The organism is Sphingomonas sp. DC4900, assembly GCF_049896485.1.
In the GTDB taxonomy this organism is placed as follows: domain Bacteria; phylum Pseudomonadota; class Alphaproteobacteria; order Sphingomonadales; family Sphingomonadaceae; genus Sphingomonas; species Sphingomonas aquatilis.
In genome coordinates, this window is sequence record NZ_JAFCUK010000002.1 from 418572 (window position 1) to 437957 (window position 19386).

13 protein-coding genes are annotated in these 19386 nt (G+C 68.9%); 10 read left to right on the forward strand and 3 right to left on the reverse strand.

Annotated elements, in window-relative coordinates; genetic code table 11:
* Positions 1–24: 24 nt before the first annotated feature.
* The 10 genes from ACP690_RS04470 to ACP690_RS04515 all read left to right on the forward strand — a co-directional run bounded on the left by ACP690_RS04470 (position 25) and on the right by ACP690_RS04515 (position 14286).
* Positions 25–723 carry a carbonic anhydrase gene (locus tag ACP690_RS04470; RefSeq protein WP_017977409.1) on the forward strand — a complete coding sequence of 233 codons (699 nt, stop codon included), beginning with the start codon at positions 25–27 and terminating at the stop codon, positions 721–723.
* Between the two features lie 6 nt (positions 724–729).
* Entirely contained in the window at positions 730–2244 is a 1515-nt protein-coding gene (locus tag ACP690_RS04475; protein ID WP_063687340.1) for a SulP family inorganic anion transporter, read from the forward strand.
* A gap of 159 nt (positions 2245–2403) precedes the next feature.
* On the forward strand, positions 2404–3249 hold the full coding sequence (locus ACP690_RS04480; protein WP_017977407.1) for a TorF family putative porin: 846 nt from the start codon (positions 2404–2406) through the stop codon (positions 3247–3249).
* 208 nt (positions 3250–3457) lie between these two features.
* The gene (locus tag ACP690_RS04485) at positions 3458–4570 is read left to right on the forward strand and encodes a glycosidase (protein WP_426260285.1); all 1113 of its coding nucleotides are present in this window, start codon (positions 3458–3460) and stop codon (positions 4568–4570) included.
* A 194-nt stretch (positions 4571–4764) separates the two neighbouring features.
* Entirely contained in the window at positions 4765–6324 is a 1560-nt protein-coding gene (locus ACP690_RS04490; protein WP_426260286.1) for an alpha-amylase family glycosyl hydrolase, read from the forward strand.
* A 230-nt stretch (positions 6325–6554) separates the two neighbouring features.
* Positions 6555–7562: a glycosyltransferase family 4 protein gene (locus ACP690_RS04495; RefSeq protein WP_426260287.1), complete on the forward strand. Its 1008-nt coding sequence runs from the start codon at positions 6555–6557 to the stop codon at positions 7560–7562.
* 45 nt (positions 7563–7607) lie between these two features.
* Positions 7608–9263, forward strand: coding sequence for an MFS transporter (locus ACP690_RS04500; RefSeq protein ID WP_426260288.1), 1656 nt, complete (start codon positions 7608–7610; stop codon positions 9261–9263).
* Positions 9263–10414 (forward strand): HlyD family secretion protein, encoded by a 1152-nt coding sequence (locus ACP690_RS04505; RefSeq protein WP_426260289.1) that lies wholly within the window; start codon positions 9263–9265, stop codon positions 10412–10414. Before ACP690_RS04500 ends, ACP690_RS04505 begins: the two co-directional genes overlap by 1 nt.
* Positions 10414–12108, forward strand: a complete 1695-nt coding sequence (locus ACP690_RS04510) for an efflux transporter outer membrane subunit (protein WP_426260290.1) — start codon at positions 10414–10416, stop codon at positions 12106–12108. The genes ACP690_RS04505 and ACP690_RS04510 overlap by 1 nt, the downstream gene beginning before the upstream one ends.
* An 84-nt stretch (positions 12109–12192) precedes the next feature.
* Positions 12193–14286 (forward strand): ATP-binding protein, encoded by a 2094-nt coding sequence (locus ACP690_RS04515; RefSeq protein ID WP_426260291.1) that lies wholly within the window; start codon positions 12193–12195, stop codon positions 14284–14286.
* Between the two features lie 109 nt (positions 14287–14395).
* Here ACP690_RS04515 and ACP690_RS04520 read toward each other — a convergent pair whose 3' ends face one another.
* The 3 genes from ACP690_RS04520 to ACP690_RS04530 all read right to left on the reverse strand — a co-directional run bounded on the left by ACP690_RS04520 (position 14396) and on the right by ACP690_RS04530 (position 18780).
* Positions 14396–15268, reverse strand: a complete 873-nt coding sequence (locus ACP690_RS04520) for an HpcH/HpaI aldolase/citrate lyase family protein (RefSeq protein WP_426260292.1) — start codon at positions 15266–15268, stop codon at positions 14396–14398.
* A 162-nt stretch (positions 15269–15430) separates the two neighbouring features.
* Positions 15431–18037: a bifunctional lysylphosphatidylglycerol flippase/synthetase MprF gene (mprF, locus tag ACP690_RS04525; protein ID WP_426260293.1), complete on the reverse strand. Its 2607-nt coding sequence runs from the start codon at positions 18035–18037 to the stop codon at positions 15431–15433.
* Positions 18034–18780: an AcvB/VirJ family lysyl-phosphatidylglycerol hydrolase gene (locus tag ACP690_RS04530; protein ID WP_426260294.1), complete on the reverse strand. Its 747-nt coding sequence runs from the start codon at positions 18778–18780 to the stop codon at positions 18034–18036. Before ACP690_RS04530 ends, mprF begins: the two co-directional genes overlap by 4 nt.
* Between the last annotated feature and the right edge of the window lie 606 nt (positions 18781–19386).

A 19386-nucleotide genomic window follows, 5' to 3' on the forward strand; every position in this document is an offset into this window, starting at 1 on the left:
CGCCCGTGACAGGAGTCTCCAATCGTGAACGAACTGATCGGTCGCGTCGTAAGCTTCGAGAAAAAGGTCTTTCAGGACCAGCAGGCGCTCTATTCGACGCTCGCGCATCATGGCCAGTTTCCCAAGGCGCTGATGATCTCCTGCGCCGATTCGCGCATCGTGCCCGAACATATCATGCAGGCGCAGCCGGGCGATCTGTTCGTCTGCCGTAACGCCGGCAACATCGTTCCCCCCTTCTCGGCGCACACCGGCGGCGTGTCGGCGACGGTGGAATATGCCGTGTCGGTCCTCGGCGTGCGCGACGTCATCGTGTGCGGCCATTCGGACTGCGGCGCGATGAAGGGCCTGTCGGGTGATCCCGCCGCGCTCGCCGCGGTGCCGACGGTCGCCAATTGGCTGAAGCACGGCGCCGCCGCGCGCCAGGTCGTCGACCAGAGCTATCCCGAACTGACCGATGGCGAACGCGTCCGCGCGCTCAGCCTCGAAAACATCGTCTCGCAGCTTCAGCATCTGCGCACGCATCCGTCGGTCGCCGCCGCGGTGGCGCAGGGCAATATCACGCTGCACGGCTGGTTCGTCGACATTCACGAGGGCGTCGTCCTCGGCCTCGACGGCGAATCGGGTCGTTTCGTGCCGATCCGCGAAGGCGAGCCCTTCCCCGTCGCACAGGCCGCCGCACCGCGGCAGGCGTCCGACGTCCCCTTCCTCCAAGCCGCGGAGTAAGTCCCCATGCTGGGCGCCCTGAACCTTCCCAAGATGTCGATCGTCGGCCGTGACCTCACCGCCTCGATCGTCGTCTTCCTCGTCGCGATGCCGCTCTGCATGGGCATCGCCGTGGCGTCCGGCGTTCCTCCGGAAAAAGGCCTGATCACCGGCATCATCGGCGGCATCGTCGTCGGTGCGCTGGCGGGTTCGCCGTTGCAGGTCAGCGGCCCCGCCGCGGGCCTCGCCGTCGTCGTGTTCGAGCTGGTGCGCGATCACGGCATGTCCGCGCTCGGGCCGATCCTGATCCTTGCGGGCATCATCCAGTTCGTCGCCGGCGTCGCGAAGCTCGGCGGCTGGTTCCGCGCGATCAGCCCCGCGGTCGTCCACGGCATGCTCGCCGGGATCGGCGTGCTGATCGTCGTCGGCCAGTTCCACGTGCTGTTCGACGCGAAGCCGCTGCCCAGCGGCCTGCAAAACCTGTCGGCGATGCCTGGCCGCCTGCTCGGCCTGTCGCCCGACAATATCGCCGCGGCAGAGCTCGCCTTCGGCATCGGCGTGCTGACCATCACCGCGATGATCGGCTGGGAGAAGTTCCGCCCCGCCTCGCTGAAGCTGGTCCCCGGCGCGCTGGTCGGCGTGCTGACCGGCACCTTCGTCGCCATGGCGTTCGGCCTCGACGTCGCGCGCGTCAACGTGCCCGAATCGATCGCAGGTGCGGTCGCGCTGCCCGATGCCGGCATCCTCGCCCGCTTCGCGGACCCGTCGATCATCGCCGCCGCGCTCGCCATCGCCTTCATCGCCAGCGCCGAAACCCTGCTGTCGGCCGCCGCGGTCGACCGCATGCACGATGGCGTGCGCACAAACTACAACAAGGAACTGCGCGCGCAGGGCGTCGGCAACCTGCTGTGCGGCATGGCCGGCGCGCTGCCGATGACCGGCGTCATCGTCCGCTCGTCCGCCAACGTACAGGCCGGTGCCACCACGCGCCTGTCGACCATGTTCCACGGCATGTGGATCCTCGGCTTCGTCGCGCTGCTGCCGTTCGTGCTGCGCGAGATCCCGATGGCGGCGCTGGGTGCGATTCTAGTCGTCACCGGCTGGCGCCTCGTATCCCTCCACCATGCGCGTCACCTCTTCTCGCATTACGGCGTGCTGCCGGCGTTCATCTGGGCAGCGACGCTCGTCACCGTGGTGGCGGCGGACCTGTTGACCGGCGTGCTGGTCGGCATCGGCCTGTCGATGCTGGAGCTGGTGCCGCACGCGCGCGGCCTGAAGCTGAAGGTATCGGAAGGCGCGGAAGGCGCGCAGCATGCGATCAATCTGTCGGGCGCCGCGACCTTCGTGTCGCTGCCCAAATTGTCCGACACGCTGGAGCGCGCACCGGCCGGCACGCCCGTCCGCCTCGACGTCAGCGGCCTTCGCACCGTCGACCACACCTGTTCGGAACTGATCAAGGACTGGTTCCAGCGTCGCCGGGCCGCGGGCGACAGCGTCGAACTGCTCGGCGGGCGTGGCAAGACTGCCGCACTCGCGCACTGATCGACCGGGGGATCGCGGCGATCCCGCGATTCCCCATTGTCGAACGGAAAATGCTGCGATAGCGAAGTGACGTCTAGGAAAGATGGGCGCCCCTCTCTCGAGTGAGCGCGCCGGCGGCCTGGACGCAGGAGGGACCCCAACGACACGGAAAGGGGTTCCATGAAGTATCTCAGCCTGGCCGCAGCATCGCTCGCGGCGTTCGTCGCCCTCCCTGCCGCCGCGCAGGAGACCGCACCCCCCAAGGACGTCACCGTCACCGGCTCGGTTGCGCTCGTCTCCGACTATCGCCTGCGCGGCGTGTCGCAGACCGACAAGGAAATGGCGGTCCAGGGCGGCCTCACCATCACGCACAAAAGCGGCCTGTACGTCGGCACCTGGGCGTCCAACCTGTCCGGCTGGGGCACGTTCGGCGGCTCGAACATGGAGCTCGACCTGATCGGCGGCTATAAGGTGCCGATCAGCGGCGGCGCACTCGACGTCGGCCTGACGTGGTACATGTATCCGGGCGGCGCGTCGAAGACCGACTTCGCCGAACCCTATGTGAAGCTGTCGGGCACCGCGGGCCCCGTCTCGATGCTGGCGGGCGTCGCCTATGCGCCCAAGCAGCAGGCGCTGGGCAAGTGGTATAACAACGCCGCGGCCTATGCGACCGGCGTCCCGAACAACCCCGGCAAGGGCAACGACAATCTGTACCTGTGGGGCGATTTCAGCGCCGCCATCCCGCAGACGCCGCTGACCGCCAAGGCGCATATCGGTCATTCGGACGGCAATTCGGGCCTCGGCCCCAACGGCACGTCGGCCGCGCCGACGGGGCATTACTGGGACTGGCTGCTCGGCGCGGATTACGCGATCAAGGGCACGCCGCTGACGCTCAGCGCTTATTATGTCGACACCGACATCAGCAAGGCGAAGGCCGCCTATCTGCAGCCGAACTTCGCCTCGACCAAGGACGGCAGCACGATCGCGGGCAGCCAGGTGGTGTTCTCGATCAGCGCGGCGTTCTGATCGATGGGTGGGGCGCGGCGCATGCGCCCCACTCTTCGTCACCCCGGACTTGTTCCGGGGTCCACTCCGCGGCGAGGGGGCCGGTTCGAGCCTCCGGCCACCCCCTCGCGGCCCGGTGGACCCCGGAACAAGTCCGGGGTGACGGACATGGAATTGGCGGCCTCGGTTTCCTATGGAACCACCCGCCCGCCCCGGCGCTAACGCCACCATGCACGACGCGCTGATCTTCACCCCCGACGACGTCGACCTCTCCCGCTCGCCGCTGCGTCGCGGGATCGCCGAGCCGACCTATGTCCTCGGCGCCTTCAACCCCGGCTTCACGCGCCTGCCCAACGGCAATCTGCTGCTGATGGTCCGCATCGCCGAAGCGCTGGCCGAACCCGTGCGCGACGGCCATGTCCATGCGATCCGCTGGACGCCGGCCGGCTATGTGCTCGACGCCTGGCCGTTGACCGACGTCGACATGACCGATCCCCGCCAGTTCGAGCTGAAGGGCCGCCGCCATCGCATCCTCGCGCTGACGTCGCTGTCCTGGGTGCTCCCCGTCGAGTTGGACCCCAGCGGCGAGCGCATCGTCGCCGTCCATTACGACGCCGCGATCGAACCCGCCGCAACCTATCAGGACTATGGCGTCGAGGATGCGCGGATCACGCACGTCGGCGACACATGGTATATGACGACCTGTTCGGTCGGGGCCGAGCGGCATTGCACCACGCTCCACACCTCGCGCGACGGCCTGCACTACCGGCTGGAGGGGATCGTGCTCGACCACCAGAACAAGGACATGATCCTGTTCGAAGGTCTGGTTGCCGACCGATTCATGGCGCTCACCCGGCCACTGGGCGAGGTCTATTTCGCCTATCCGCCCGACAGCCCCTGGGTCGGCGGCCCGTCGATCAACTTCGCGGCATCGCCCGACGCGCTGCACTGGAAGCCGCTCGACGCCCCGGGCCTGCGCGCGCGCAAGGGTTCGACGTCGGCGATGAAGATCGGCGGCGGCACGCAGCCGATCCTGACGCCCGACGGCTGGATGATGATCTACCACGGCGTCGAGGCGCGCGAGAGCGTCGGCATCTACCGCAGCTTCTGGGCGCTGCTCGACCGCGACGATCCCTCGCGCATCCTGCGCGTCGAGGACGAGGTGCCGCTGCTGGAGGCGAATCCCGCCCTCACCGCACATATCGCGCACCAGATGTATCTGCCGACGCCCGTCGTCTTCTCGACCGGCCTCGTGACGGACGGCGACGATTACCTCATCGCCAGCGGCGAAGCCGATCTCGCCTGCCGCATGACCCGCCTGCCGAAGAGCCGTTTCGTGTAATTTCGTTCACGCGAAGGCGCCAAGGGATCAATGTAGGCCGCGCGCCAGCGCCCGATATAACTCCATGGCAAGAGCCATGCATTGCCGCGCGCGAGTCCTCTTCGCGTCTTCGCGTCTTCGCGCGAACCAAAAAAGCGCAAAAGGAACCCCCTCGCCCCTCCCCCGTTCGACCGCCCTAGCAAGGGGGACGCGCGATGACGTGGTGGAAGACCGGCAGCATCTACCAAATCTACCCGCGCTCGTTTCAGGACAGCGACGGCGACGGCGTCGGCGACCTCAAAGGTATCGAAGCGCGGCTCGACCACCTTGTCGCGCTCGGCGTCGATGCGATCTGGATATCGCCGATCTTCGTCTCGCCGATGCACGACTTCGGCTATGACGTCGCCGATTATTGCGACATCGATCCACGCTTCGGGACGCTCGCCGATTTCGACGCACTGCTCGCCGCCGCGCACGCCCGCGGCCTCAAACTGCTGCTCGATTTCGTCCCCAACCACAGCTCGACGGACCACCCCTGGTTCCGCGAGAGCCGGTCGTCGCGCGACAACCCCAAGCGCGACTGGTACATCTGGCGCGACCCCGCCCCGGATGGCGGCCCGCCCAACAACTGGATCAGCGACTTCGGCGGCTCCGCGTGGGAATATGACGCCGCCACCGGCCAATATTATTACCACGCCTTCCTGAAAGAACAGGCCGACCTCAACTGGCGCAATCCCGATGTGCGGCATGCGATGATGGACGTGCTGCGTTTCTGGTTCGATCGCGGCGTCGACGGCTTCCGCATCGACGTGCTGTGGCACATGGTGAAGCACGCCGACTTCCCCGACAATCCTACCAATCCGGACTATCGCGCCGAGATGGGCGAGATGCACGCCGTGCTCCAGTCGAACTCCACCGACCAGCCCGAAGTCCATGACATCGCCGCCGAGATGCGCCGCATCGCCGACGGCTATTCCGGCGATCGCGTGCTGATCGGCGAAATCTACCTGCCGATCGAAAAGCTGATGCACTATTACGGCATCGATACGCCCGAAGTGCACCTGCCCTTCAACTTCCAACTGATCGAGGCGCCGTGGGACGCGCGTAGCCTCGCCACCATGATCGCCGACTATGAAGCGGCGCTGCCGCCCGGCGGCTGGCCGAATTGGGTACTCGGCAACCATGACCGGCCCCGGATCGCGACACGCGTCGGCGGGCCCCAGGCGCGCGTCGCCGCGATGCTGCTGCTGACGCTGCGCGGTACGCCGACGATCTATTATGGCGACGAACTCGGCCTGACCGACGTCGCCATTCCGCCCGATCGGGTGCAGGACCCGCGCGAACTGCGCGAACCGGGTTGGGGGCTGGGCCGCGACCCGGTGCGCACGCCGATGCCGTGGAACGTCAGTGACCACGCGGGATTTTCGAGTGCGGAACCGTGGCTGCCGCTCGGCCTCGACTGGCCGACGCGCAACGTCGCGGCGCAAGCCGCGGACGCCGGGTCGATGCTCGCGCTGTACCGCGACCTGCTGTCGCTCCGCCGCAAGCACGCCGCGCTGGCGGAAGGCGACTTCCGGTTGCTCGAGACGAGCGGTCCCGTCCTCGCCTACGAACGCTGGCGGGGGGACGAACGGATCGTCGTGGCGCTGAACCTGGGTGGGGAGGACCAGCCGTTCGCTCCGCCGACAGGCGAGGTGGTGCTACGCACGCTGCCGGGGGGCGGAGACGCTGGCCTGCTGCGCGGCGACGAGGGGTTGATAATACTCCTGCGCTAACCTCCCCCACCCCGTCACCCCGGACTTGGTCCGGGGTCCACCGGGCCGCAGGGGGACGGCAGGAGGCTCGCACCATCCCCCTCGCCGCAAAGTGGACCCCGGAACGAGTCCGGGGTGACGGGAGAAGCAAGCCCCCGGAACAACTCCGCCACGCCGGAGTATCACCACCGGGCCTTATCGTTACGCCCCCGTACCCCCATGCATTCCTCCGGCTCAGGCGACCGCCACCCATGAAAATCGCGATGCTCGCCCCGATCTCCTGGCGCACACCTCCCCGCCATTATGGCCCTTGGGAACTCGTCACGAGCCTGCTCACCGAAGCACTCGTCGCACGCGGCATCGACGTCACGCTGTTCGCGACGCAGGACAGCCTGACCGCCGGCACCCTCGCCGGCGTCGTCCCCGCGCCCTATTCCGAAGATCCGTCGATCGACGCAAAGGTCTGGGAATACCGCCACCTCGCCCATGTCTTCGAACGCGCGGGTGAATTCGACCTGATCCACAATCAGGCCGATTTCCCCGCCCATGCCTTCGCCAACCTCGTGACGACGCCGATGGTCACGACGATCCATGGCTTTTCGTCGGACCGCATCCTGCCGATGTACAAGCCGTATGAGGATCGGGTGCATTATGTCGCGATCAGCGATGCCGACCGATCGCCGCAGCTCCGTTATGCCGAGACCATCCACCACGGCATCGTCCTCGACGACTTTCCGTTCGATCCAACCGGCAGCGACGATCTGCTGTTCTTCGGCCGGATGCATCCCGACAAGGGCGCGGCCGAAGCCATCGCGGTGGCGCAGGCCACCAGCCGAGCGCTCGCCATGTACGGCATCGTGCAGGACCAGGGCTATTACGAGCGCGCCGTCGTGCCGCATCTTGGGGGCACCATCACCCACCCCGGCGCGGTCGGCGGCACGGAACGCACCCGCGCGCTAGGCCATGCCGCAGCGCTGCTCCACCTCATCAACTTCGACGAACCCTTCGGCCTGTCGGTGGTGGAGGCGATGGCGTGCGGCACGCCCGTCATCGCGATCAACCGCGGGTCGATGCCCGAACTGATCGAGGACGGCGTCACCGGCTTCCTGGTAAACAGCGTCGACGAGGCAATCGCCGCCGTCGCGCGCCTGCCCCAGATCGACCGCGCCGCCTGCCGCCGCGCGGTGGCGGAGCGCTTCTCGGTCGAACGCATGGCGGACCGCTATATCCAGCTCTACCGCCGCATCCTCGACCAGTGAGCGAAGTGGCTGACCTGCCGCGCTTTCCGGGTTTATAGGCAGGCGATGTTCGCCCGTCTCCGCCGCTTCCTGTCAGAGGAACATTGGGACTTCCTGCCCCATGAGATCCCGGCGATTCCCGGTTCGCCAGGGTCGGTCGAACATCAGCTGCGCCATCGCATCGCCTATGGCGTCATCGCGGTGCTGCTCGGCCTGACGGGCGGTTTCGGCAATGCGCTGATCTCGGCGAACACCTATACGCTGCAAGGCGCGCTGGGTCTCGATCCCGCGGAAATCGCCTGGCTGCCGACGGTCTATGTGATGACCAACGTCAGCATCAACCTGCTGCTGATCAAGTTCCGCGCGCAGTTCGGCCTCAGGCCCTTCGCGATGATTTTCCTCAGCCTGTACGTCGTCTTCACGCTCGGCCATCTGTTCGTCCGCGAATTCGACACCGCGATCCTGGTGCGCGCGGCGAGCGGCATGGCGGGGGCCGCCGTGTCCAGCCTGTGCCTCTATTACATGATGCAGGCGCTGCCGCTGCGCTGGCGACTGAAGGCGGTCGTCGTCGGCATCGGCATTCCGCAATGCGCGACGCCGCTCGCGCGGCTGTTCTCGCCCGATCTGCTCGCCATGTCGCAATGGCGCACTTTGTACCTGTTCGAACTCGGCCTCGCGCTGCTGAGCCTCGCCGCGGTCGCCTTCCTCCGCCTGCCGCCCACCACGCGATCCAAGGCGTTCGAGCCGCTCGACTTCCTCACCTTCGTCCTGTTCGCGGGTGCGATGGCGCTGTTCGCGGCGGTATTGGGCGAAGGCCGCATCGTCTGGTGGACCAATGCCGCGTGGATCGGCTGGGCGCTGATCGCCGCCATTCCGATGCTGGGCGCGGCGCTGGTCATCGAACATCACCGCGTCAATCCGCTGCTCAACACGCGGTGGCTGGGCAGCGCCGACATCGTCCGCTTCACGATCGTCACGATCATGGCGCGCATCGTGCTCTCTGAACAGACCTATGCCGCGGTCGGTCTGCTGACGTTGCTCGGCCAGAACAACGATCAGCTGATCCCCTTCTTCACGATCATCTTCCTCGCCTCGGCGGCCGGCGTGGTGCTGAGCGCGGTGACGCTCGACGTGACGCGCCTGACGCATCCGATCATGCTCGCGATCGGGCTGGTCGCCATCGCCGCGTTTGTCGACAGCCATGCGACCAGCCTCACCCGCGCACCGCAGCTGTACGTCACGCAAGCGATGATCGCGTTCGGCGCGACCTATTTTCTGGGGCCGGCTTTGTTGTTCGGCATGACGCGCGCACTGCAGGCCGGATCGGGCCATATCATCAGCTTCGTCGCGCTGTTCGGCATGATCAATTCGATCGGCGGCCTCGCCGGCACCGCGCTGCTCGGCAGCTATCAGGTAGTCCGCGAAAAGGCGAACAGCGCCGCGCTGGTCCAGGGCATCGACCCCACCGACCCAATCGTCGCACAGCGCCTGCAGGCCGGCGGCGCGGCGGTGTCGCGCGTGGTCGGCGATCCGGCGCTGCGCAGCGCGGAAGGCGGCGCGATCCTGTCGCAGACCACCACCCGCGAAGCCAACGTGCTCGCCTATGACGACGTCTTCCGCCTGATCGCGGTGCTCGCCGCGCTCACCTTCTGTTACCTTGCTTTCCTGTTGATCCGCCGCGCGTACCGAGCCCGCCGCGCCGCACTTGTCGAGGCCGCCTGATGACCGACATCCGCAACCCTGTGGATTCCACCCCCGCGACCGAAGAGGCGCAAGCCGAGGCGGTTACGCCGCCCAGCGCGCCCTCCGGCTCCGGCTGGCGCCCCCAGCCGCCCAGCCGCACCGCGATGATCGTCATCGCGATCCTGGCGATCGGCGGCGTGCTCGCGGTGCTCGCGGCGTGGCGCCTGCCGCCCTTCGCCACCAGCAACCAGTCGACCGACAATGCCTATGTGCGCGGGCGCACGACGGTAATCGCACCGCAGGTGTCGGGCTATGTCACCAAGGTCTATGTCCGCGACTTCGCCGACGTGACGGCGGGCCAGCCGCTCGTCCAGATCGACGACCGCATCTACCGCCAGCGGGTCGATCAGGCGACCGCGCAGGTCGACGCGCAGAACGCCACGCTCGCCAACGCGCAGCAGACCGAACGCAGCCGCACCGCCAGCCTCGCCGCGCAGACCGCCGCCGTCGCCAATGCCGAGGCGCAGCTGATGCGCGCGCAGGCGGACATGAACCGCGTCAACGACCTCGTGACGGACGGCTCCGTCTCGCAGCGCGAACGCGACCAGACGCTCGCCGCGCTGCGCCAGGCGCAGGCCGCGGTGCAACAGGCGCGCGCCGCACGCGAGATCGCGCAGCAGGACATCCGCACCGTCCAGGTCGGCCGCGGCGGCCAGCGTGCCGGCGTATCGGGGGCGGAAGCCGCCCGTCGCCTCGCCCAGATCGACCTCGCCAACACCGTCATCCGCGCGCCTGAGGCCGGCCGCCTGTCCGAAGTCGGCGTCCGCGTCGGGCAGTATGTCACCGCCGGATCGCAGTTGATGTTCCTGGTGCCGCCCGAAACCTGGGTCATCGCCAATTTCAAGGAAGCGCAGACCGCGCGCATGGCGGTGGGCCAGCCCGCGACCTTCACCGTCGACGGCCTCGGCGGCGCGAAGCTCACCGGCCGCGTCGAGCGCATCTCACCCGCCGCCGGGTCCGAATTCGCGGTGCTAAAGGCGGACAATGCGACGGGCAATTTCACCAAGGTGCCGCAACGCATCGCCGTCCGCATCCGCATCGATCCCGGCCAGCAACTGATCCAGCGCCTCCGCCCCGGCATGTCGGTGCAGGCCAGCGTCGACACCACCACCGGCCCGGCGGTGAAGTGATGCGCATGGTCCATATTCGCGCAAAGCCGCAACGACGCGAAGAGCGTGCGCCCGCGGCGCAGCCGCCCTCTATCGCGCCCTTCACCGAACAAGCGCCGACCTCTGCACCGTGCGAAACATCTCCGCGTCTCCGCGTCTCCGCGCGAACCAATTGCCTCAGCCAAGCGCGACCGGCATGTAAGATTTACGCGGAGACGCGGAGGCGCGGAGGGGATGGGATCCGGGCCACCACCCGCCACTCTCGTCTACCGGATGATGAAGGCGGCTGCCCCGCAACGCGGGCACCCTCTTCGCGTCTTCGCGTCTTCGCGAGCACCCTCACCACCCTCGCCGCAACCACCACGCTCGCCGCGTGCATCGGTCCGCGACCGCCCGCCCCCGTCGCGGCCACCGTCGCCCCGCCGCCTGCATGGCGCACCACGCTCGGCCAGGGCCAACCCATTCGGGCCGACTGGTGGAACGCGTTCGGCGACCCCGTCCTCACCGATCTCGTCGCGCGCGCACTTTCCAATAACGTCGACCTCGCGCTCGCCGCGTCGCGCATCGACGAAGCGCGCGCCGCCGCGCGCCTCGCCGCCGCGCAGCGCACGCCGACGCTCGGCGGCAGCCTGCCGTCGACCACCGGCCAGACGGTCAGCCCGTTCGGCACGCCCAGCGACGCGCTCGGCGCACAGCCGCTGATCACCGCCAGCTACGATCTCGACCTGTTCGGCCGCCTTCGCCAAGCCAACCGCGCCGCCCAGGCGCAATTGCTCGCCAGCGAAGGTGCGCGCGACACCGTCCGCCTCGCCATCGCCAGCGGCGTTGCCAGCAATTACATCGCCCTGCGCGCGCTCGACCAGCGGCTCGCGGTGGCGCAACAGACGCTCGCCGCACGCACCGAAGCGTTGCGCATCGCGCGCCGCCGCGCCGAAACCGGCTATACCTCCAACCTCGAACTGCATCAGGCGGAGGCGGAATATCGCGCCACGCAGCAGCTCGTCCCCGCCGCGCAACTCGCGATCAGCCGGCAGGAGAATGCGCTGTCGCTGCTGCTCGGCGAGAACCCCGACGCGATTCCGCGTGGCGCCCCGCTCGACCGGCTGACGCCGCCGCCGATCCCCGACGGCCTGCCCGCCGACCTGCTACGCCGCCGCCCGGACCTGTTCCAGGCCGAACAGACATTGGTCGCCGCCGACCGCAGCCTCGACAGCGCCCGCGCGGCGATGCTGCCCAACATCGCGCTTACCGGCAGCGCGGGCGTCGTCCTGTCGACCAAGCTTGCCGATCCGATCGGCGTCTTCTCGATCGGCGCGAGCATCCTGTCGCCGATCTTCGACGGAGGCCGCCTGCGCGCGCAGAGCGATGCCGCGACCGCGCGCCGCGACCAGGCCGCCTTCGCCTATCGCCGCACCGCGCTCGTCGCGTTCCAGGAGGTCGACAACGCCCTCGCCGGCGTCCAGCGCTCGGGCGAACAGGCGACCGCGCTCGGCTTGCAGGTGGATGCGCTCGCCGCCGCGCTGCGCAACGCCACCAACCGCTATCGCGCCGGCTATACGTCGTACATCGAACAGCTGGATGCGCAGCGCGGCCTGCTCACCGCCGAACTGGCACTGGTGCAGGCGCGCGCCGATCGCCTGACCGCCTATGCGCAGCTGTATCAGGCGATGGGGGGCGGCTGGTCGCGCGAGGCGATCGAGGCGACGCAGCGCTGACGGTCGGATCGCCTGCCGCCATCACGCGTTGGGGCAGCGTTCCTAACCAACACTCCTTCCGTTCCGATGAGTTCCAAGCCGCCTATGCCCCACAACGACCCGCAGATCGCCGGAGCGACCAGCGTCGGCAGCTGGGATTGGGACGTGGTGGCCGACCGGATCACCGCCGACCCCGCCTTCGCCCGCCTGTACGGCGTCGATCCCGACGACGCGGCTCGCGGCACGGCGATCGAACGCTTCTTCGGCGGTATCCACCCGGACGATCTGCCCCGCGTCCAGGCCGAGATCGCCGAGGCGCTGGCAAGCGGCGCGCCCTTCGAAAGCGATTATCGCCTCACCCAGCCCGACGGCCGCGCCCGCTGGGTCGCCGCACGCGGACAGGCGCAGCTCGACGATGTGGGCCGCGCGATCCGCTTTCCCGGCATCAGCTTCGACATCGACGCGCGCAAGACCGCCGAACTCCGCCTGCAGGCGCTGGTCGAGCTCAACGATCGGCTGCGCACGGCGGGCGATCCCGACGATTTGGCTTATGCCGCGGTCGAGATCCTCGGTCGCCTGTTCGACGTCAGCCGCTGCGGCTACGGCACGATCGACGCGGAGGCCGAAACGATCGTCGCGACGCGCCCCTGGTGCGCGCCCGGCATCCAGCCGTTGCCCGGTCTGCTGCACTTTCGCGATTATGGTTCGTATATCGAGGATCTGAAGCGCGGCGAGACGGTCGCGATCGGCAACGTCTACGACGACCCGCGCACCCGTGACACGGCCGAAGGGCTGAAGGGCCTGGCCGCTGTGTCCTTCGTCAACATGCCGATCACCGAACGGGGCGATTTCGTCGCGCTGCTCTACCTCAACAACGCCGTGCCCCGGCCCTGGCTGCCCGACGAGATCGCCTTCATCCGCGACGTCGCCGAACGCACCCGCGACGCGACCGAACGCCGCCGCGTCGAGCAGGAACTGGGCGCGCTCACCGCCAGCCTCGAACAGCAGGTCGAGGAGCGCACGCACGCGCTGATGGTCGCCGAAGCGCATCTGCGGCAGGCGCAGAAGATGGAGGCGGTCGGCCAGCTCACCGGCGGCCTGGCGCACGATTTCAACAACATGCTCACCGGCATCTCGGGCGCGATCGAGATGATGCAGGTGCGCGTCGCGCAGGGGCGTATCGGCGACCTCGATCGCTACGCCACCGCAGCGTTGGGGGCGACGCGGCGTGCCGCGGCGCTGACCCACCGGCTGCTCGCCTTTTCGCGCCGCCAGACGCTCGATCCCAAGCCGACCGACGTCAACCGGCTGATCGCCGATCTCAGCGATCTCATCCAGCGCACCGTCGGCCCCGGCGTCACGCTGGAGGTGGTCGGCGCGGCGGGCATATGGCCCGCGATGGTCGATCCCAACCAGCTCGAGAACGCGATCCTGAACCTTTGCATCAACGCACGCGACGCGATGCCGGAGGGGGGCCGGATCACGATCGAAACCGCCAATCGCTGGCTCGACCAGCGCGCCGCGCGCGAACGCGATCTCGAACCCGGGCAATATCTGTCCGTGTGCGTCAGCGACACCGGCACCGGCATGACGCCCGAGGTGCAGGCGCGCGCCTTCGACCCCTTCTACACCACCAAGCCGATGGGCGAGGGGACCGGCCTTGGCCTCTCCATGATCTACGGCTTCGCGCGCCAGTCGGGCGGGCAGGTGCGCATCTATTCGGAGGTTGGGCAGGGCACGACGATGTGCATCTATCTACCCCGCCATTATGGCGATGCGAGCGACGATGACGGCGCGGTCGCGCTCGATACCGCCGCCGCGCCGGTCGAGGGGCGGCACAGCGTCATGGTCGTCGACGACGAACCGACGATCCGCATGCTGGTGGTCGAGATCCTCGAAGAGATGGGTCATGTCGTGCTGGAGGCGGGCGACGGCCCCTCCGCGCTGCGCCTGCTCGGCACCGGCGCGCATGTCGACCTGCTCATCACCGACGTCGGCCTGCCCGGCCAGATGAACGGGCGCCAGGTCGCCGACGCCGCGATCGAAATGCTGCCGCACCTAAAAGTGCTGTTCATCACCGGCTATGCGGAAAATGCCGTGATCGGCAACGGCCCGCTCGGCCCCAATATGGCGCTGATGACCAAGCCTTTCGCAATGGACATCATCGCGGATCGGATACGGACGATCCTGGCGGGGTAGGCCATACACCTCCAACCGTTCGCCCTGAGCCTGTCGAAGGGCGGGTGGCCGCAAACGTCACGCTGGTGGATAGCAGCCCTTCGACGGGCTCAGGGCGAACGGCGGGGGATCACCCCGCTCCCGCGTCCACCAACGCCAACACCCGCTCCGCCTCGGCGAGGTGCAGCCGCTCCACCATCGCGCCGTCCAGCGGGATCGCCCCCTTCCCCGCCGCCTCGGGTGCGGCGAACGCCGCGACCACGCGCTCCGCCCAGGCCACCGCCTCCGCCGACGGCGCGAACGCCGCATTGGCGGTGTCGACCTGGACCGGATGAATCAGCGTCTTGCCGTCGAACCCCAGCATCGCGCCCTGCTCGCACTCCGCTGCAAAGCCTGCCGTGTCACGGAAGGCATTGTAGACGCCATCCAGCACCACCAGCCCCGCCGCGCGGCCTGCGATCACCAGCTGCACCAGCGCCGGCACCAGCGCCGTGCGCCCGCCATCGACTCGGCAGTGCATCTCCTTGGCCAGATCGTTGGTGCCTGCGATCAGCAGCTCGGTCCGCGTCGCCGCCGCCGCGCCGACGATCTCAGGCAAGCGCAGCACCGCCCCGCACGTCTCGATCATCGCCCAGACCGGCGGCCCGTCCGCGCCCAGCGCCGCGCGCACCGCCGCGAGGTCGTCCGCCGACCCGACCTTGGGCACCACCACCGCGGCCACGCCCGGCGCTGCCGCCAGCGCCGCGGCATCCGCCGCCCCCCAGGGCGTATCAAGCGCGTTGATCCGCACCGCGCACGCCCGGCCACCGAACCCTTCCGCCGCCACGGCCAGCGCCGCCGTGCGCGCGACGTCCTTCGCCTCCGGCGCCACCGCATCCTCCAGATCGAGGATCACCGCATCGCACGCCAGATCGCGCGCCTTCGCCATCGCGCGCGGATTGGAAGCCGGCATGAACAATACGCTACGCCGCCGCAGCGCGCGGCCTGTGGGATCGTCGGTCATGCGAAGACCCTACCGCACGCACGCCGTCTGTAGAACCGTTGCGAAAACCGTTCGTGCTGAGCCTGTCGAAGCACGGGGTTCCACGAGGGGCAGCTCGGCATCAGGCACCCGCCCTTCGACAGGCTCAGGGCGAACGGGGGGTAATGGCAAGCACACCCCCCCTTACGCGCTTACCAGTCGTGCGAGATCGATCAGCACCCGCGGCATCGCCGCGCCCGGCGGCGTCGCGATATAGCGCGACACCCAGTCCGGCCCGTATTTCGCCTTGAACGCGCGCAAGCCCGCAAAGCCGTACAAGCGCTCGCCATTGGCGAACAGCGCATGGCCCAGCTGCGCCCATACCGGCGCCAGCCGCCCGCTCGGCATGCCGGACAGCGGCGCCATGCCCAGGTTGAACCGCTCATACCCCTGCCCGCGCGCCCATTCGATCAGGCGCACCATCATCATCTCCATCGTGCCGTATGGCGCATCGGGATGGTGGCGCATCAGGTCGCACGATGCCTCCTCACCGTCACCCGATACCCAGATGTTGGCGAAGGCGACGATCCGCCCCTCCACCCGCACCAGCGCCACCGGAAAACGCGCGAGGTACGCCGGGTCGAACGCGCCCAGGCTGAACCGCTTCTCGCGCCCCGCCTTCGCCGCCAGCCACGCATCGGACACGGCGCGCATGTCCTCGATCAACGCCGACACCGCACGCGCCGGTTCGACCGAGAAGACCGCCCCCGCCGCCTCCGTCCGCCGCACCGCATGACGCAGCGATTTCGCGCGCGGCCCTGCGATCGTGAACCGATCCAGCGCCACATGCGCCTCCTCGCCATATTTGATCGCATGCAGCCCCAGCTCGACGAACAAGGGCAGCATCCGCTCGCTCGCCTGGTAAAAGCACAGCCGCCCCGCGCGCGCATCGCACGCCCGCCGGATGCTCCAGACAAGCTCGCTCCACGCCGCGACCGGCCCGACGGGATCGCCCATCACCACCCAGCTGCGCCCGCGCACGCGGTACATCAGGAACGCGTCGCCCGCCGCCGATACGATGAAGCTCTTGTCGCCGGTATAGGCCAGTGCCGCATCGGTGCGCGGACTGTCTGTGCGCGCCGCCGCGATCGCATCTTCAGGGATGACGCTTTCGGGCAGGCTCTTCGTCCGGCTGCCGGTGAGCAACTGGTACACCGACGCCGCGGTCAGCAGCACGCCTGCCGCAAAGCTCGCGCGCAGGAACCGCGGCGCATTGCCGTTCAGCGCGAAATGCCACCACAGATCGTCGCTATACGGCGTGCGCTTGTACGCGAAGAACCCCGCCCAGACGCTCAGCGCCAGCGCCGCGGCGGCAGCGACCAGCCACGGCCAGTGCGGCCGATCGGTCAGGATGCCGCCTTCGCGATAGAAGCTCGCCCTACAATATTGCAGCACGCCCGCGACGATCAGCTGCAGCGCCGCCTCCTCGTAATCGAGGCCCTTCATCAGCGAAAACAGCGCGCCGCCGATCAGCAGCAGCCGCGCCGCCGCAAAGCCCGACCGCAGCCGCGCATTGAGCGCCGGCGCGACCAGCAACATCGCCGTGCCGATCAGGCTGCCCGCCATGTGCGAGCCCTCGATGAACGGCAGCGGCAGCATGTCGTCGAGATCGGACAATCGGTCCTTCACTCCCGGCAGCGCCCCCGACACCAGCAGGATGAAGCCCGCGACGAACACCAAGGCGGTGACGGCGGTCGGCGCCAGCAACTGCCCGGCGCGATCGACATACGACAGGCCGCGCCGGATCGGATGGCGCAGCCGCCACCCCTCCGCCGCCGCAATGCCGATCGCCGCGACCATCAGCGGCAACAGATAATAGATCAGCCGATACAGCAGCAGCGCGGCGAACAGCGCCGGCCGGTCGCCCGGCACCGTCGCCAGCACCATGGTCTCGAACACGCCGAGTCCCCCCGGCACGTGCAGCACCAGTGCCACCACCACCGCCACCGCATAAGCGACGACGAAGGCGGGATAGGCTTGCGCCGCCGCCCCCGGCACCAGCACGAACAGCGCCGCCGACGCCGCGCTGAGGTCCGCGAGCGACAGCAGCGCCAGCGCGCCCATCTGCCTGAGGCTCGGCAGCGCCACGCCCAGCCGCTCCGGCCCCAGCATCGCGACGCCGCGCGCGCGCAGCACCGGCAGGATCGCGAGCAGCGCCAGCAGGCCTCCGCCCAAGGCGCGCGCCCAGGCGGGATCGAGCGTCACCGGCCCCAGCGTCACGCCCTGCCCGACGACCAGCCCGAACCCCGCCGCCCCCGCGACGCCCGCCCAGAAGGCGATCGCGCAGATCGCCGCCACCTGCGCCACCTCGCCGAAGGTCAGGCCGGCGGCACTGTACAGCCGCAACCGCGCCGATCCGCCGGTCAGCAGCGACAGCCCCAGATTGTGGCTCAGCGTGTAACTGGTGAACGACCCCGCCGCCGCGATCCGCCACGGCAGCGGCTTGCCCACCGCGCGCAGCGCGACCCAGTCGAGGCCGGTCAGCATCAGGTAGCTCGTCACCGTCAGCGCCAGGCTCGCCGCGATCCGCGTATCGGGCACCGCCGCCAGCGACGCGCGCACGTCGCGCAGATGCACCTCGCGCAGCACCAGATGCAGCGCCTCGAACCCGATCGCGGCGACCAGCAGCACCGCGGCGATCACCAGCTCGCGCCGATGCCGCGCGACGAAGGCGCCGCCCGCATCCAGCCACCGGTCGAGCCGGGACGCGCCGCCAGACGCGCCGCGCGGCGCGTGCGCGGGTGTGCTCACCGAAACGCCCCGGGCACGTCCTGCCGGATCGCGGTCAGCACATGCGCGAACAGGCCCTTGCGATCATTGTCGAGGAAATGCCCGCCGGGCATCGCGATGATCGTCGCATGCGGCAGATGAACGTCGGGACACGCGCTGTCCTGCTCGTCGCGGCCGTAGATGCAGGTCACCGGCAGCCAGTCCAGCCGGTCGAGCGACGCCGCCCCGATATGGTCGGGCATGCCGCGATAGCCGAGGCCCGAGGGGTCGGCGCGGAAGAATACGCTCTCGCCCGGCACGACCAGCACCGCGCCTGCGATGCGGCTGCGCAGCGTCGGCGGCAGTGCCGCCAGCCCGGTTTCCAGGATGTCCGCACCATAGGATTGCCCGATCACCACGATCCGCGACGCCCTGCTGCGCGCGAGCGCGGTCCGTACCGCATCGGCCACGATCCGGTCCACCTCGCCGCGCGTGCGGTGAAAGCGGAACAGCGTCGGCGATTTCAGCGCGACGACGGTCACGCCGTTCGCCGCCAGCGTGCGCGTCGTGGTGGGATTGGGGCCGAAGCGCAGCCCCATATCACCCGACAGATACAGCGCGGCGACGGGCCGCGCCGTGCCTTCCGCGGGCAGCAGCACGACCGGATCGCGATCGAAGAACCCCGCCAGCGCCGCCACGCCCGCCATCACCGCCACCACGCCGAGCGCGATCCCGCCCACCCAGGCAAGATGATGCCGTATCGATCGCGACGCAAACCAACCCATCCTATCGACATGCCCGCACCGGCCTGTCCCCCCCATGGCATCCAGATGAAGTTTTCGTCATTTTGGAGAGCGCGGGCGGGCGGCCGATGCGCGGGCCTCGTCGGTAGGCAAGCGGAAGGTGGTAGGCAGCAAGCGGCGGGGAGCGGCGGGCAGCGGGCAACGGGCAACGGGCAACGGGCAACGGGCAACGGCGTCAAACGCACCCCCGCCCCACAACCCCCGTCATTCCCGCGAAGGCGGGAATCCATAACCTCCAACGCCAGCGATAGAAGCGCACCGCCAGCCGGTCGGGATTCCCGCCTCCGCGGGAATGACGGCCGGGAGGGTACAAGGCCGCATCCGCCACAACCGATCCACTCCGAGTACCCCCCAAGCCCATTCGTCATCCCGGCGCACGCCGGAATGACGCAGGGTGAGGCATCACACACCCCACACCAATCACCCCCACAACCACCCTTGCGCCGCGCCGTCACCGCGTCATGATAGCGGTCGTGTCCGTCAACGTGGTGTAATTTCAGGTGTGCCACCGGGCCGCATCGTTCAGGCGGCCTTGGGTGTAATCTGTAGGGGCGGTACCTCCTCGATCTGTGGTGTGGCGAGAGCGGT

Bases quoted from the DNA above. Each gene is read 5' to 3' on its own strand.
- ACP690_RS04515 (WP_426260291.1), top strand. From the start codon at position 12,193: ATGCCCCACAACGACCCGCAGATCGCCGGAGCGACCAGCGTCGGCAGC.
- ACP690_RS04530 (WP_426260294.1), bottom strand. From the start codon at position 18,780: ATGGGTTGGTTTGCGTCGCGATCGATACGGCATCATCTTGCCTGGGTG.
- ACP690_RS04500 (WP_426260288.1), top strand. From the start codon at position 7,608: ATGTTCGCCCGTCTCCGCCGCTTCCTGTCAGAGGAACATTGGGACTTC.
- ACP690_RS04485 (WP_426260285.1), top strand. From the start codon at position 3,458: ATGCACGACGCGCTGATCTTCACCCCCGACGACGTCGACCTCTCCCGC.
- ACP690_RS04495 (WP_426260287.1), top strand. From the start codon at position 6,555: ATGAAAATCGCGATGCTCGCCCCGATCTCCTGGCGCACACCTCCCCGC.
- ACP690_RS04480 (WP_017977407.1), top strand. From the start codon at position 2,404: ATGAAGTATCTCAGCCTGGCCGCAGCATCGCTCGCGGCGTTCGTCGCC.
- ACP690_RS04490 (WP_426260286.1), top strand. From the start codon at position 4,765: ATGACGTGGTGGAAGACCGGCAGCATCTACCAAATCTACCCGCGCTCG.
- ACP690_RS04510 (WP_426260290.1), top strand. From the start codon at position 10,414: ATGCGCATGGTCCATATTCGCGCAAAGCCGCAACGACGCGAAGAGCGT.
- ACP690_RS04475 (WP_063687340.1), top strand. From the start codon at position 730: ATGCTGGGCGCCCTGAACCTTCCCAAGATGTCGATCGTCGGCCGTGAC.
- ACP690_RS04520 (WP_426260292.1), bottom strand. From the start codon at position 15,268: ATGACCGACGATCCCACAGGCCGCGCGCTGCGGCGGCGTAGCGTATTG.
- ACP690_RS04505 (WP_426260289.1), top strand. From the start codon at position 9,263: ATGACCGACATCCGCAACCCTGTGGATTCCACCCCCGCGACCGAAGAG.